The sequence below is a fragment of the Streptomyces sp. A1277 genome, from assembly GCF_004795015.1.
Classification (GTDB): domain Bacteria; phylum Actinomycetota; class Actinomycetes; order Streptomycetales; family Streptomycetaceae; genus Streptomyces.
The window spans coordinates 14,213-28,945 of record NZ_SSBI01000023.1; the positions used below are offsets into that span (position 1 = coordinate 14,213).

At 73.3% G+C, this 14,733-nt stretch carries 10 protein-coding genes and 1 pseudogene; 4 read left to right on the top strand and 7 right to left on the bottom strand.

Annotated features, from left to right (window positions below; all coding sequences use genetic code 11):
• Positions 1–56: 56 nt before the first annotated feature.
• Positions 57–545: a rhodanese-like domain-containing protein gene (locus tag E6R18_RS17205; RefSeq protein ID WP_136317774.1), complete on the top strand. Its 489-nt coding sequence runs from the start codon at positions 57–59 to the stop codon at positions 543–545.
• 45 nt (positions 546–590) lie between these two features.
• Here the strand turns inward: E6R18_RS17205 and E6R18_RS17210 are convergent, their stop codons facing one another.
• Together E6R18_RS17210 and E6R18_RS17215 are read right to left on the bottom strand one after the other, a co-directional pair.
• On the bottom strand, positions 591–2,276 hold the full coding sequence (locus E6R18_RS17210; protein ID WP_136317775.1) for a DUF885 domain-containing protein: 1,686 nt from the start codon (positions 2,274–2,276) through the stop codon (positions 591–593).
• A 38-nt stretch (positions 2,277–2,314) separates the two neighbouring features.
• Positions 2,315–2,809: an Lrp/AsnC family transcriptional regulator gene (locus E6R18_RS17215; protein WP_136317776.1), complete on the bottom strand. Its 495-nt coding sequence runs from the start codon at positions 2,807–2,809 to the stop codon at positions 2,315–2,317.
• A 59-nt stretch (positions 2,810–2,868) separates the two neighbouring features.
• Here E6R18_RS17215 and E6R18_RS17220 point away from each other — a divergent pair, with 59 nt between their 5' ends.
• On the top strand, positions 2,869–4,182 hold the full coding sequence (locus tag E6R18_RS17220; RefSeq protein ID WP_136317777.1) for a PLP-dependent transferase: 1,314 nt from the start codon (positions 2,869–2,871) through the stop codon (positions 4,180–4,182).
• Here E6R18_RS17220 and E6R18_RS17225 read toward each other — a convergent pair.
• The 4 genes from E6R18_RS17225 to E6R18_RS17240 form a co-directional block, all read right to left on the bottom strand.
• Positions 4,094–5,551: a GNAT family N-acetyltransferase gene (locus tag E6R18_RS17225; protein WP_168712383.1), complete on the bottom strand. Its 1,458-nt coding sequence runs from the start codon at positions 5,549–5,551 to the stop codon at positions 4,094–4,096. The two genes, E6R18_RS17220 and E6R18_RS17225, sit on opposite strands and share 89 nt — an antisense overlap.
• A 253-nt stretch (positions 5,552–5,804) precedes the next feature.
• Entirely contained in the window at positions 5,805–8,519 is a 2,715-nt protein-coding gene (locus E6R18_RS17230) for a DUF6493 family protein (protein WP_136317778.1), read from the bottom strand.
• Complete coding sequence (locus E6R18_RS17235; RefSeq protein ID WP_168712384.1) at positions 8,516–9,886, bottom strand: SWIM zinc finger family protein; 1,371 nt, start codon at positions 9,884–9,886, stop codon at positions 8,516–8,518. Before E6R18_RS17235 ends, E6R18_RS17230 begins: the two co-directional genes overlap by 4 nt.
• A gap of 46 nt (positions 9,887–9,932) precedes the next feature.
• On the bottom strand, positions 9,933–11,390 hold the full coding sequence (locus E6R18_RS17240) for a PLP-dependent aminotransferase family protein (RefSeq protein ID WP_206308307.1): 1,458 nt from the start codon (positions 11,388–11,390) through the stop codon (positions 9,933–9,935).
• Between the two features lie 47 nt (positions 11,391–11,437).
• Between E6R18_RS17240 and E6R18_RS17245 the strand changes: the two are divergent.
• Positions 11,438–12,283, top strand: a pseudogene (locus tag E6R18_RS17245) (DMT family transporter); the annotation flags it as partial.
• A gap of 60 nt (positions 12,284–12,343) precedes the next feature.
• Here E6R18_RS17245 and E6R18_RS17250 read toward each other — a convergent pair.
• Positions 12,344–13,174: an alpha/beta fold hydrolase gene (locus E6R18_RS17250; RefSeq protein ID WP_136317779.1), complete on the bottom strand. Its 831-nt coding sequence runs from the start codon at positions 13,172–13,174 to the stop codon at positions 12,344–12,346.
• A 581-nt stretch (positions 13,175–13,755) separates the two neighbouring features.
• On the opposite strand from E6R18_RS17250, the gene E6R18_RS17255 reads away from it, so the two are divergent.
• Positions 13,756–14,523, top strand: a complete 768-nt coding sequence (locus E6R18_RS17255; protein WP_136317780.1) for a GntR family transcriptional regulator — start codon at positions 13,756–13,758, stop codon at positions 14,521–14,523.
• Positions 14,524–14,733: the final 210 nt, after the last annotated feature.

The window sequence follows — 14,733 nt, forward strand, 5'->3', positions numbered from 1 at the left end:
CAGGTGCCGGGGATCGCACCTTCCGGGCGGGGTTGGCCGGCCGTAGATTTCCCGGCATGACCCACCAGCAAGGTGCCACCGCCACCCACCCCGTCCTGCGGGTACCGCCCGCCGCCCCGGCCGAGGCCGTCGCCCATTTCGGGGCCTCGCTCGCCTTCCACACCGACGTCTCGGACGTCGCGGCGGCCCTCGACGCCGGCACGGACCCCGGCTTCGTGCTGCTCGACTCCCGCTCCACAGAGTCCTGGGACCAGGGGCACATCCCCCGAGCGGTGCACCTGCCGACGGCGCTCGTCGCGGAGCGGGCGCCGCACCTCCTCGACCCGGCCGTACCGGTGGTCACCTACTGCTGGGGACCCGGCTGCAACGGCGCCGCCCGCGCCGCACTCGCCCTGGCCGGGCTCGGCTACCGGGTCAAGGAGATGCTCGGCGGCTTCGAGTACTGGGTGCGCGAGGGCTTCCCGTACGAGACCCGGCAGGGCGGCGCGCGGCGCGCGGCCGATCCGCTCACCGCACCGGCCGGCGCGGACGCCTGCGGCTGCTGACGACGGCCGGCCCCGGGCACCGCCCGGGAACCGGCCGCCGGCGGATCAGAGCTTCGACAGCTCGTCCACCAGGTCGTCCAGACCCAGCGGGCCCTGCGACAGGGCCGCCATGTGCCACGCCTTGAGGTCGAAGGCGTCGCCGTGCGCGGCCCGGGCGTTCTCCCGGCCCAGCAGCCAGGCGCGCTCGCCCAGCTTGTAGCCGATGGCCTGGCCCGGCATCGACAGGTAGCGGGTCAGCTCGCTCTCCACGAAGTCGGCGGGCCGGCCGCTGTGGTTGCCGAAGAACTCCTGGGCCAGCTCCGGCGTCCACCGCTCACCGGGGTGGAACGGCGAATCGGCCGGGATCTCCAGGCCCAGGTGCATGCCGATGTCCACGATGACCCGGCAGGCGCGCATCATCTGCGCGTCCAGGTAGCCGAGCCGGCGCTCCGCGTCCGGCAGGAAGCCCAGCTCGTCCATCAGCCGCTCCGCGTACAGCGCCCAGCCCTCGGCGTTGGCGCTGACGATGCCGATGGACGCCTGGTAGCGCGACAGACTCTCCGCCACGTGCGCCCACTGGGCGAGCTGGAGGTGATGACCGGGCACGCCCTCGTGGTACCAGGTGGACACCAGGTCGTACACCGGGAAGCGGGTCTCGCCCATGGTCGGCAGCCAGGTGCGCCCCGGCCGGGAGAAGTCCTCGGAGGGGCCCGTGTAGTACGGGGCTGCGGCGCCGCCGGGCGGGGCGATCCGGCTCTCCACCCGGCGGACCCGCTCGGCCAGCTCGAAGTGCGTGCCGTCCAGGGCGTCGATCGCCTCGTCCATCAGCCCCTGCAGCCACGCCTGGACCTCGTCCACCCCCTCGATGTGCTTGCCGTGCACATCGAGATGGGCCAGCGCCTCCCAGGGACCGGCGCCCGGCAGCACCTTCCCGGCCTCGGTCTTCATCTCCGCGAGCAGCCGGTGGTATTCGGACCAGCCGTACGCGTAAGCCTCGTCCAGGTCCAGGTCGGTACCGTTGAAGTAGCGCGACCAGCGGGCATACCGCTCACGGCCCACCGTGTCCGGCTCGCCCTCGATCGCGGGAGCGTACACGTCGCGCATCCACTGCCGCAGCTCGTCCAGGGCCCCGGCCGCCTGGGCGGCGGCTTCGTCCAGCTCGGTGCGCAGGGCGTCCGGGCCGGCGGCGGCGAAGTCCTGGAAGAAGCCCTTCGCGCCGTCCCCGACCCACTCGTCGAGCTGGCCGATGAAGGTGGCGGTGGCGCGCGGACCGCCGTACAGCTTGCGCTCCAGACCGAGCGCCAGGGACTCCTGATAACCGGACAGCGCGGCCGGAACCGCCCGCAGGCGGTCCACGACAGCCGCCCAGTCCTCGTCCGTCTCCGTCGGCGTCACCGTGAACACCTCACGGAGCGAGTGGGCCGGGGAGTGCAGATTGGAAACGGCCCGCAGCGCCTCGTCGGCCTCGTGGACGGCGAGTTCGGCCGTCAGGCGTTCGCGCAGCAGACGGCCGCAGCGGCGCTCGGCGTCCTCGGCGGCACCGGGCAGCTGCTCCGCGCGGTCGAGCCGCGCGAGGGTGTCGCGGGCCAGTGCGGCCAGCTGTTCCTGGCCGGCGGGGGAGAAATCGGGAAGGCGGCGCGAGCTTGCCGCGACACCGAGGTAGGTGCCGGAGATCGGGTCGAGTTCGATGAATGCGTCGACGTAGGCGTCGGCGACCTGGCGGGGCAGTGCGCTGCTGGAAGAGTCTGACATGTGGACATCCTCGTACGGCGAGGGGCCTCCCGTCACCATCAATCGGCGGGACGGACCTGACCGGCCGGCGGGAGCAGGGGGCCGCAGTCCCAGTGCTGGAAGATCAGCCGGGTCTCCACACGGGCGACCTCGCGCCGCGAGGTGAACTCGTCCAGCACCAGCCGCTGCAGATCCGCGGTGTCCGCCACGGCCACATGCACCAGGTAGTCGTCGGGGCCCGTCAGATGGAACAGGGCACGTGACTCGGGCAGGGACCTGATCCGTTCGACGAACGGTCCGATGAGCTCGCGGCGGTGCGGACGCACCTGCACGGAGAGCAGCGCTTCGAGACCGCGGCCGAGCCGGGCCGGGTCCAGACGCAGCTGGTGCCCGAGGATCACGCCCGTGCGGCGCAGCCGGGCCACCCGGTCCAGACAGGTCGAGGGAGCGACACCGACCTCGGCGGCCAGCTCCCGGTACGTGGTCCGGGCGTCGTTCTGCAACAGCCGCAGAATATGCAGATCCACCGTGTCCAGAGCGACGGATTCGGTCATTCGCCGAACGTAGCACGGGCTTTGGCCTGCCGATCCCGGCGGGTGTTCAGAGTACCGGCATGGACACCGAATCCGCGCTGCCGTCCTCGACGACAACCTCGTCCCGGGCGCTCGCCACCGAAGCCGTGCACGCCGGACGCGACGATCTCGCGGCCCTCGGCCTGCACGCCGCGCCGATCGACCTGTCGACCACCTATCCCTCGTACGACTCCAGGGCGGAGGCGGAGCGGATCGACACCTTCGCCACCACCGGGGCGCGCCTCGACGGGCCGCCCGTCTACGCACGGCTCGACAACCCGACGACCGCACGGTTCGAGACGGCACTGGCCCGGCTCGAAGGGACGGCGAGCGCGGTGTCCTTCGCCAGCGGCATGGCCGCGCTGACCGCCGTGCTGCTGGCCCGCGCGAGCGCGGGTCTGCGCCATGTGGTGGCGGTCCGGCCCCTGTACGGGTGCAGCGATCACCTCCTGGGGGCCGGGCTCCTCGGCACCGAGGTGACGTGGACCGACCCGGCGGGCATCGCCGATGCCCTCCGGCCCGACACGGGCCTGGTGATCGTGGAGACGCCCGCCAACCCGACCCTCGCCGAGGTGGACCTCAGGGCCGTCGCGCACTCCTGCGGCTCGGTGCCGCTGCTGGTCGACAACACCTTCGCCACCCCGGTCCTGCAACGCCCCGTCGAACACGGCGCGCGGATCGTCCTGCACAGCGCGACCAAGTACCTCGGTGGCCACGGCGATGTGATGGGCGGGGTCGTCGCCTGCGACGAGGAGTTCGCCGCCGTGCTGCGCCAGGTGCGCTTCGCCACCGGCGGCGTCCTGCACCCCATGGCCGGCTACCTGCTGCTGCGCGGCCTGTCCACCCTGCCCGTGCGGGTCCGGGCAGCCTCCGCGAGCGCCGCCGAACTCGCCCGCAGGCTCTCCGCCGACCCGCGGATCGCCCGCGTGCACTACCCCGAAGTGGGCGGTGCGATGGTCTCGTTCGAGGTCTACGGGGACCCGCACCAGGTGATCGCGGGGGTGCGGCTGATCACGCCCGCCGTCAGCCTCGGCAGTGTCGACACCCTCATCCAGCACCCGGCCTCCATCAGCCACCGCATCGTGGACGAGGGAGACCGGCAGGCCGCCGGCGTCGGCGACCGGCTGCTGCGCATGTCGGTCGGTCTGGAGGACATCGAGGACCTGTGGGCCGACCTGTGTCAGGCGCTGAGCGGCGACGAGCCGGCGGGGCCTGCCAGCGCTGGGTCTGTCAGCGCTGGGTCTGTGAGCTCTGGGTCTGTGAGCTCTAAGTCTGTGAGCTCTGGGTCTGTGAGCGCTCGGCCTGTTCGTACGGTGGCAGGGAGCGTGCCGGGGTCACGCCAAGGCGTGCGGTGATGACGAGGGTGCCTTCCTCGATCTGGTAGTCGAGCGGCAGCGAGAGCGCGCGCATGGCGGCGACCATGCCGGTGTTCGACGCCTGGGTGACGGCGTAGACGCTCTCGCAGCCGGCCTCGACGGCGAGCGCCACGAGCCGGGCGAGCAGTTCGGAGCCGATGCCCCGGCGCTGCCACTCGTCCTCGACGAGCAGGGCGACCTCGGTCTCGTCGCCGTCCCAGAGCAGATGGCCGAGGGCGACCAGCCGGCCGGAGGCCGTCTGCACGGCCAGGGTGCGGCCGAAGCGCGGGCTCAGCAGGTGGTCGAGATAGCGGTCGGCGTCGCGGACCGGGCCGTGGTAGCGCAGCCGCAGGGTCTGCTCGGAGCAGCGCCCGTGCATGGCCACGGCCGCTTCGAGGTCGGTCCGGTCCGCTCGTCGCACGGTGATCTCGTTGCCCTCGGGCAGGGTGAGCACCTGCTCACCGCGCGGGACGCGGGGGCCGAGCCGGGCGTCGAGCTCCACCAGCGCCCGCGCCCGCGCGAACTCCGTGGGTGTGAACGGGAGATAGGGCCGCTCGACCGTGATGACACCGCCGGACGGATCGCGCAGCCGCATCGTCGTCTCCTCCAGCACGCCTTCCACCGGGGCGGTCTCACCCGTGGCGCGTCCGGTGATGGACACGGCGGGCAACGAGTGGATGGAGCACCGGCCGAGCAGCTGCCGCAGGGCGAGAGGCAGTTCGGCGGCGTCCAGGGCGGTACGCGTAGCGAGGCCGAGCACCCGCGTGGGGGCATCGACCAGATCGTGGGCGTCGGCCCGTTCGGTCCAGGTCGAACGGCCCCCTGCGGCGGAGATAGCCCGGCTCAGCTGCTGGGCCGGCAGCGAGGCGGGCACCCGCAGCAGGAACTCGTCGACGGTGCCCTGCGCCAGCGGATGCGTCTGGAGCGTCAGGATGTCGATCCCGTGCCGGGCCAGCACGGTGCACAGCGCGGCCAGGCTGCCCGGTGCGTCCAGCACGGTGGTCCGCATCCGCCACAGCACGGTCTGGGCGGGGGCGGAGCCGGGGGAGGGGCCGGAGGCGGGGGCGGGCGTTGTGCGGGTGGTGGGGCCGATGTCCGTAGTGGCGGCTTCCGTATCCGGGTCCGTGATGGCGGCCTCGGGCGGGGGCGCGTGGCTGTGACGCCGCGCCCACCAGGTGTGGAACGCGGCGGTCGCGGTCAGCGCCACGGCGGAGGCGATGAGCAGATACGGCCCGTCCGGCTGGTGCCCGATCAGGTTGGCGATCGCGTCGGCAACGGCCACCGCGGTGAAGAGAGCGGCTAGTTCGATCAGGTCCCGCCGCCAGTGGTGCGGGCGGCGGGCCCTCTTCGCGGATGTCACATCAGTCATGGCATCCACTGTGACCGCACCGTGTTGCCTGTTCACGAACGCTTTGTGACCGATGGGTTAAGTGGCCGTTCAGCTGCCTATCGTCGGTTTAGGGCGAGTTGGTCAGGTCATTCGAAGGAGGGGAGCGGAGGGATGGGGTGGGAGGGGATGGGATGGGGCGGAGGGGAAGGTCGTGGGTGGGGGACGAGGGCAGGGGGCAGGGCAGGGCAGGGCAGGGCCGGGGCCGGTCGCCGACCCCGGCAGTCGGCCGTCGTCAGGCGGCCCCCGGTGCGCGGGCGGCCTGCGGTGCGCGGGCGGCCCCCGGTGCGCGGGCGGCCTGCGGCGCACCGGCGGCCTGCAGACGTATCGCCTGGCGCACCACCTGCGTCGTCCCGCCGCGTGCGGCGGTCGCGGCAAGGCCCGGGATCGGGCCGGTCGTCGGCGGACCGGAACGTTCCACGCACTCCGCCGCCACGGCGAGCAGATCGCTCAGGCCCCGGGGCACCCGTTCGCGGGCCAGCAGCGCGGGCAGCACCGGCACCAGCACGGACAGCACGGTCCGGTACGCACCGGTGTCGGCCGCCGTACGTGCCGAGTCCGCCAACCGCCCCGGCTTCACCGCCTCCCCTGCGAGAAGCGAGGCCAGTTCGCCGCCGAGGAGTTCGGCATCGAGGCGGCCCCGGGCGGCGAGGACCAGCAGGGCGTCCACCGCCGCCAGCCGGTCCTCCGCGTGCCGCGCCGCCAGCCCATATCCCAGCGCGAGGTGCACCGCCCCGGCGGAACGCCCACCGGTCTCGGCGAGCGCGGGCAGCAGCCAGGCTGCTCCCCGCTGCTCCTCCACGCACGTGGTGAGGGAAGGGAGCAGCCAGGCCGCGAGCGTCTCCCCGTCCTCGGGCAGGGTGGCGATCCAGTGCGGGGACCTGTTGTCCCAGTGGTAGCAGTGCTGATCGCGGGGGGAGTGCGGGCGCCCGAGCCAGTGGAAGGCGCGGGGAAACTTTTGCTGGACGGCCTGGTTCTCCCTGGTGGCCAGCAGCAGGCGTCGCACCTCGGTCACCGTCTGCCGCAGCCAGTCCCTGGCGACCGGCACATCGGTCTCCACATGGCGGGGGACCACGGCTGCCACCGGCTCGTCCGCCCGCAGCCAGGCCGCCAGGCGGTCGCCCTCCTTGGTGCCCAGCGCGGCGGCCTGTCTCGCGGCCTCCTCCTCTCCGGTCCGCCGGACCCGCAGCAGTGCCTGGGCGAAGTCGACGGGCCCGGCCAGGACGCCCAGTGCCTGGTATCCGCGCAGCCGCTCGACCAGCTCCAGCGCGTCGATGCTCCCCGTGTGCCAGGTGGGCGTGGCCAGCAGATGGGGCAGGCGCCCGGTCCGTATCGCGGCGGCGGCCTCCCACAGGCGTGCGTACAGGATCCCGTCGAGCGCCGCGTGACAGCAGGTACCCGTCGCCGTCCAGCGTGTCAGCCCGTCGTGCACGGTCCGTTGCGATATCCGCCCGAGCAATGAGGCCGCGACGATGTGCAGTCCGTCGTGGTTACGGGCCATCCGCCGGTCGGCCTCGCCGTGGGGAAGGGAGGCCCACCACTGGTCGGCGAGCGCCACCTCCAGGGCTTCGGTCAGCTCCTTGCGCCCGGTGTGGGCGTACCGGATCAGGCCGTCCAGCGCGCGTTCGAACGCGGTGACGTCGTCCGGCGCCGACCGGAGCAGGGCCACCACCTCCTCGGTCAGCTCGGCGAGGGAGGCCGGGGCCGGCCCGAGACGGCGGGGGACCGGGGGCGGCGGCAGGATCTCCTCGTAGGCGTCGGCCGCCGGCTCGTCCTCCAGCAACTCGCCGAACACGGCGAGCGCCGCGGTGCGGTGCACCGGGCCCAGTTGCGCGGCCATCCGGGCGGCGTCCTGCCGTATGGCCGGCGCCGCGGCCGGAACGGCGCGGGCGGCCAGCTTGAGCGCCCGCTCCTGCGTATCGGTGTCCGGGTGTCCGAATGCCTCGGCGATCACCGGCAGCAGTTCGTCGGCGGTCGAGGGGTCCCGGCGCAGCACCTTCCCCAGCTGCACCAACTGGGCGCGCACGAGCTTCTTCTCGGTGCGGAACAGCACCGCGCCGGAGACCTCGGCCAGCTGCCGGAGGGTGAGCATCCCCTGCGCGTCGAGGCGGGCGAGCACCTCCTGCGCCTGTCCCGCGACCGTGGACGGGCCGTCGGCCGCCATCGCCATCCAGTCGGCGACCCGATCCGCCTCCTCCTGGGCGGTGGGTTCGAGACCGCGGAGCACCAGCAGGCAGAAGCGCAGGTCGGTGGGTTTCCCGCCCCGCAGCAGACGCGTGACGCAGCCGTCGAGGAGGGCGTCGCGGCGGAGCATGCCCTCCGCGGCGAGGGCGGTCAGCGCGGCCGGCCAGTACTCGGCGGGGGAACGGCTGTCGACCCAGGCCACCACCGGCGGCAGCTCCGGCATGGTCAGGAGGTGCGGAATCAGGACGTCGAGATGGGCGTCCGCCCGCAGGACGTCGAGGAGCGGCACCTGGGGTTTCGACTGCCACCGCGTACCGCTGACCCGCTCGGCCCACGCCCGGACCATGCCGTCGGAGGCGGGCAGCGGGCAGTGCGCCCGGCGGGACAGCTCCACGACGAGCCGGTATTCCGCGTCCGACTCGACGGCGCGGGCGGCCAGCCGCCGGGCGAGATCGGCGAGCCAGGCCGGATCGCGGTCGCCGAGCACTTCCAGCACCCACGGATACGGCGAATGCGCCCAGTCACGCATGTCCCTGGCGCCGAGCCAGGCCGCGCAGCCCGCCGCCCCGGTGTGGCAGCCCGCGCCGGCCACCAGCAGAGCCTTACGGACCCTGGTGCGCTCGCCCCAAGCCCAGCCCCGTGCCTCCTTGCGCAGGGCCTTCAACTCATCCAGCCCCGCCTTGCGTTCGCTCCGGTCGAGCCGGGCCAGCAGCGCACGGATGTCATCCAGGTGGCCTTCCCGTACCGCGTTCAGCAGCATGTTCATCGCGCACCTCCGACGACCGCGGCGCCACGGCGGACCATCCGGACGGCCAACGCGTGCTTGCACGGGCCGCGGCGGCCCCGGTAGTCCGCCCACCACTGGCAGGTGCAGCTCAGCGCACCGGACTGCTCACGCACCTGGTAGCGCTGGTCGCCCGAGCGCACCGCCGCCACCTCACCGTCCAGGACCACCGCGCCCTCCCGGGCCAGCTGCCGCGCGGCCACCAGCCGCGGATTGTGCCGCTCGGCACGGTCCGCGTCGTAGGGCAGTTCGCGGTGGAAGTACGACGCGTCCGCGAGGTCGTACCCCACCCGGCCGGCCGTGCCCAGCCGGACGAGCGCCGCCCGCACCCGCTCCACCGGCAGGCCCGCCTGTTCCGCCAGCCGGTCCGGTTCGATGCGGGGTTCCCAGGCCAGCAGCACGGAGACCAGTTCGGCGTCGGCGGCGTCGTCCGTGGCCAGCGCCTCCAGCACTCCGCCCTCACCGGAGAACCCGCGCGAGGCGTCGGGCGACAGCGTCAGGGTCAGCCGCATGCCCGGCAGCACCACCTCCCAGGCGCTCGCGGTGGCCGCGCCGTCGGCCACCGGCCCGTACACGCGCAGCGCCGACGCGTACCTGAGGACCCGTTGCAAGGTCGCCAGCCGTTGGGGCCCCGGGAGGCAGACCGCTCCGGCCACCGGCCGTGTGGTGGGGCGCAGCGTCTGACCGACGGGCACCACCCACTGCGCGCCCCGCGAGGCAGGGCCGGACGACCGGGGCAGCGACCGCAGGAACCGTACGGCCTCCGCCGCCGGGAGCTCCGCCCGCAGATCGAAGGCGGCGGAGGCCACCTGGGCCTCGGCGAAGCCCCGCAGCCACCGGTCCGGCAGCGGGACCTTCTTCTCCACGACGGGCCCGTCCATCGTGGTGACCGCCATCTCCTGCGGGCCCACCCGCAGATGCAGCGGATCGTCGCCCGCTATCCGCGAAAGTGCCTCCCGAAGCGGATTGTTCACATCGACATTGGTGGTGCCATGACCCGTCTCGACGCCCTCCAGGCCCTTGCTCAGCACGTCGAGCCGTGCGTACACCCCGCAGCATCCGGAGAACGACTCGAAGCGCAGCCGGTCGCCGTTGCCCGTCACCACCGGGTCCAGCGAGGACAGCAGGGTCCGCTGGTAGTAACGCGCGGCGGCGACATCCGCCACACAGAGGAGCCCGCGCGCCGCGATCTGCGGCGAGGCGAGGAAGCCCTCGAAGAACCGGGGATGCGGCTCGAAGCCACGCGGCGTGGAGCCGCCCGCGGTCTCCAGGCCGAGCAACTGCCCGGCCTGCGAGGACGCCAGGGCGGACGGACGTGAGTAGGCCAAAGCCTGCACGGTTCGGGTCATGAGAAAACGGTAGGACCCGCCACTGACAATGGACCTCTGCCGCAGGTCAACCGGTGTTCGGCCGGGAACCGGCCAGTGCACGCACCCCACGGGCGATGTCCGCCGGTGCCAGGTGGGCGTAGCCGAGCACGAGACGCACGCAGCCATCGGTGGGCCGCTGCGTGCCGTGGTCGCGCAGCAGGCGCACGGCGATCCCGGCATCGGCCGCGCGGGCGGCGAACTCCTTCTCCGGGCCCCAGCGTTCGGGGAGCCTGGCGATGATGTGGAGCCCTGCCGCGATGCCGCTCACCTCGGTGCCGGGGAAGTGCTCGGCAAGCGCCCGTGTCAGCGCGTCGCGCCGCTCGCGGTAGGCGCGCTGACAGCGTCTCAGCTGGCGGTCGTAGCCCCCGCCGGTCACGAAATCGGCGAGTACCGCCTGATCGAGGGCCGGGTTGCCGAGGTCCATCGTCCGCTTCCGGTCGACGAGCTCGTCGGTCATCGAGGCGGGCGCGACCAGCCACCCCAGCCGCAGCCCGGGTGCCAGCGACTTGCTCACCGAGCCCGTGTAGGCGACGTGTTCGGGGTCGAGCCCCTGAAGGGCTCCGACGGGGGCGCGGTCGTAGCGGAAGTCGCCGTCGTAGTCGTCCTCAACCACCAGCCCGTCCACCTCGCGCGCCCACTCCAGGAGCCGGCTGCGACGGGCGGCGGAGTACGCCACTCCGGTCGGGAACTGGTGGGCGGGAGTCGTGACCACGGCGCGCACGCCGGAGCGCACCAATGGCTCCAGGGCCAGGCCCTCGTCGTCGAGCGGGACCGGGGCCGTCGCCACACCGGCGGAGGCGAAGAGCGCCGTGTGCTCGGGGCTCCCGGGGTCCTCCACACCGACCGTGCGCACACCGCGCCCGTGCAGGACGAACCCGAGCAACGTCGTCGCCTGCGCCACTCCGGAACAGACCAGCAGCCGTTCGGGATCGGCGACCACCCCGCGCCGCCGCGTCAGCAGCGCGGCGAGCGCGTTGCGCAGCTCCGGCAGACCGCGCGGGTCCGGATAGCCGAGAGCGTGGTGCGGCAGCCGGCCCAGCACCGAGCGGTGAGCGGCCGCCCAGGCGCTGCGCGGGAAGAGCGAGAGATCCGGCGTGCCCGGCCGGAAGTCGACGCGCACGCCACGGGCGCGCGGGGCGAGATCCCGCGCGCCCCCCGCCGCCGCGCGCACGGCCCCGCTCACCCAGGTCCCCGCCCCGCGGCCGCTGCGCAGATAGCTCTCGGCGGTCAGCTGTTCGTACGCCTCGGTCACCAGGCCGCGCGAGACCCCCAGATCGGCGGCCAGCTCACGGCTGGACGGCAGCCGCGTCCCGGGTGCCAGACGGCCGGAACGGACCGCCTCGCGCAGGGCCGACTGGAGCGCCCGGCCACGGCCGCGGGCCGGAGCCGACGCCACCGGCAACAGCAGCTCCCAGGCCGCGGAGATCGATTCCCGGTCCCCTTCGCCCACGCCCGGGCGTGGATTGGTCCCCGAAGGTGTCATGAAAGTGGACCTTAAACCGGGCCGCCCGGCTCCTTAGCGTCGGTGCCATGAACGTGACCTATGTGCGCGGGGCCCTGCTGGCCGCCGTCGCCTGCATCCTCGTCGGCGCCTCCTTCACCGCCAACAGCGTCCTCGGCGACTACCCGTACGCGGGCGGCCAGGCGCTCCGCTACGGCCTCGCGGCGCTGCTCCTGCTGCCCTTGCTCCACCGCGAGGGGGAGCCGAGGCCCGCCGCCACGCTGCGCAGGCTCTCCGGCGGCCAGTGGAGACGGCTCGCACTGCTCGCGGCCGTCGGCATGGTCGGCTTCAACCTCGCAGTGCTGGCCGCCGAACGCTCCGCGGAGCCTGCCGTTCCGGGGGTCTTCGTCGGCTGCGCCCCGATCCTCGTGGCCGTGCTCGTGCCCCTGCTCGACGGGCGCCGCCCCACCCGGGCCGTGCTGTACGCGGCCGCACTGGTCGCTGCGGGCGCCTTCACGGTCCAGGGCTGGGGGCGAACCGATCTGACCGGCATCCTGTGTTCCGTCGGCGCGCTCGCCGGTGAGGTGGGCTTCGCCGTCCTGGCGGTGCCGGTGCTGCGCCCACTGGGCCCGAAGCTGCTGTCCGCGACCGTCTGCGCCATCGCCGCGGCCGAGTCGGCGGCCCTGGGGCTGGTGCTGGACGGCGGCGGCTTCCTGCGGGTGCCGACCGGGGCCGAGGCCGCGGCGCTGATCTGGCAGGCGGCCGTGGTGACGGTCGTCGGCTTCGTCTGCTGGTACGTGGGCATGCAGCGGATCGGCGCCGAGCGCGCCACGCTCTTCTCCGGCCTCATCCCGGTCTCCGCCGCGCTCACAGCCCCGCTGGTGGGAACCGGTTCGTACGGTGTCGCCCAGGCCGCAGGCTCCTGCCTGGTCGGGCTCGGCGTGGCCACCGGTTCGGGAATGCTGGCGCGGCGCGGCGGGGAGCGGGTGCCGGCTTCAGCGGCTGGTGTCGAGAATCACCCTGGCCACGAGAGCGGGGTCGTCGTTCATCGGGACGTGGCCGCAGCCGGGCAGACGGACGAGCCGGGCACCGGGAATGCTGTGCTTCGCCCTGATTCCCTGGCGTCGCAGGAGGAGCCGGTCGCGGCCGCCCCAGGCGATGGTCACCGGTAGGCCGGGTACGTCGTCGGTGAACAGCGCGTCGCGGCCGACGGCCAGGGTCTGGTGGAAGCCGGTCGCCTCGCGCAGCGCCAGGGTCTCGGAGACCGCCGCCTGAGGTGAACGGCGGCCGGGGCGGGCGTAGATGGTGCTGGTCAGCGCCGTGCGACCGGCCGCCGTGCGGGACAGCCGCTCGATCAGGGGCAGCGGCATCGACTCCGCGGCCAGCCGCATGGCGCGCAGCGTCCCGAATGCGTAGATCCGCTCGCGCTCGCTCCAGAACCCGGCCGGCGAGAGCGCGGTCACCGAGCGGGCGAGCTTCGAGCGCCCCATCTCCAGCGCCAGCAGCCCGCCGAGCGAATTGCCCGCCACGTGCGGGCGGTCCACACCGAGCGTCGCGCAGAAGATCCCGAGCAGCGGCGCCACGGTCGCGAGATCGTACGAAAGACCCTCGGGAAGCGCCGGGGACGCGCCGAAACCGGGCAGGTCGACGGCTATCACGTCCCGCTCCACGGCGAGGATCGACACCACCGGGTCCCATGCCTGGTGGTGGTGGCCGATGCCGTGGAGCAGCAGCAACGGCTCCCCGGAGCCGGTCCGTTCGTACGCCACGGACACGGTCCGGGGCCCGTGGGGTGATTCGACACTGAACGAGACCGTGCTGGCCATGGCGGTGCTCCCGGGGGTTGCGGTCGCGACACGGGGGACCGTGCCTGCGAGCGGATTAGACATCGTGTCAACAACAATTACCGCCAGGTAGCTTCCAGTTCAAGAGGCAGCGCGCCGCGAAACCCCAGCCGTGGAGCACCTGCCGCACCGGGCCCCGCCGGCTGTCCGCCCGCCGGCCCGTGCACCCCCCTGGTTTCGCCGCCGGCCGACCACCTGCGACGCCGGCCAGCCATCCGGGGCGCCAGTCGGCTATCTGGGACACCGACCGGCCATCTGGGGGCGCCGACCGGCTATCGGGGGGGCTGACCTGTTTCGGCCGATTCAGTCGATTCCGGCCAGTCGTGACGGAACTGCTCGGTAACCCCCCGCACCCGCCCTGACGTGGGGCTTTGCGCTACGTGCGGTGCGCCGTTCCGCGAACGTCCTGTGAACGCTCTGCGGCGGACCCCCTATTCACAGGGTCACGGACGCAGGATTGGTCTTGACCAAGGGGGTGTGCCGTCCTAAGGTCTCAACGTTAAGACAGGAACCTTTAATAAATAACGTCGCGGAAAAGCCGCTGGGCGATTGCGGAGGACAGGGTGGGGACCACGCAGCTGGAAACGGTGCAGGAGCCGAAGTACTGGCACCTCAAGACCGTGCTCAGTGAGGCACTCGACTCGGACTTTGCGGTGGGGGAGATCCTTCCCAACGAGCGCGAGCTCGCCGCCCGGTTCGGCGTCGCCCGGGCCACGCTCCGGCAGGCCCTGGAGCAACTCGAACTCGAAGGCAGACTGCACCGCCGCCGCGGCGTCGGCACCACGGTCGCCCCGCCGCGTGTGGGCGTCGCGGTCTCGACCGGCCGGCACGACTGGACCGGCGGCGAGGCCGGCGAGGCATGGCGGTCGGTGGACTGCGACAGCGCTCCCGCCCCGGCCGCGGTCGCCGCGACGCTGAACGTGGGCGGCGAAGAGCCCCTGCACATCGTGCGCCGCATCCGGCTGAGCCACGGCCAGGTCGTGGCGGCGGAGCTGCTGTACGTGCCTGCGTCCTCCGTGCCGGAGCTGTCCGGCATAGACGCCCCGTCCGGCGCGGCCAGGGCCCGCAACGTCGTACGCGAACTGCACCGGCTCGGCCTCGACGGCCAGGACCGCTCCGTCGAGTTGGGTTCCGCTCGTGCCGACGACGCCAAGGAGCTCGACCGGCTCCCGGGGGCACCCGTCCTCGTGGTCACCACTCGCTACCTCGCCGCAGGCGGCACTGCGGCCGTCTCGGTCGCCACGTACCGGGCGGACACCTGCCGGCTCACCTTCGGCGACTCCGGCGACCTGGAGATCAGCCACCCCGCAGAGGAGCGCGTGGCCTCCTGACGAGACCGCCGCCGGCCGACCGGCACGACTGGACGGTCGTCGGGCCGGTCGCCATGAATGGACTGTCACCGGGCCGATCGGCACGAATGGACGGTCACCGGGCCGGCCGGCACGAATGAACTGTCACGGGGCTGGCCGGCGCGACATTGGACTGTCCGCCGGTCCACGTGTCTGCCGGCCCCGAGCACGCGCCCCGCAGCACGCGCCACC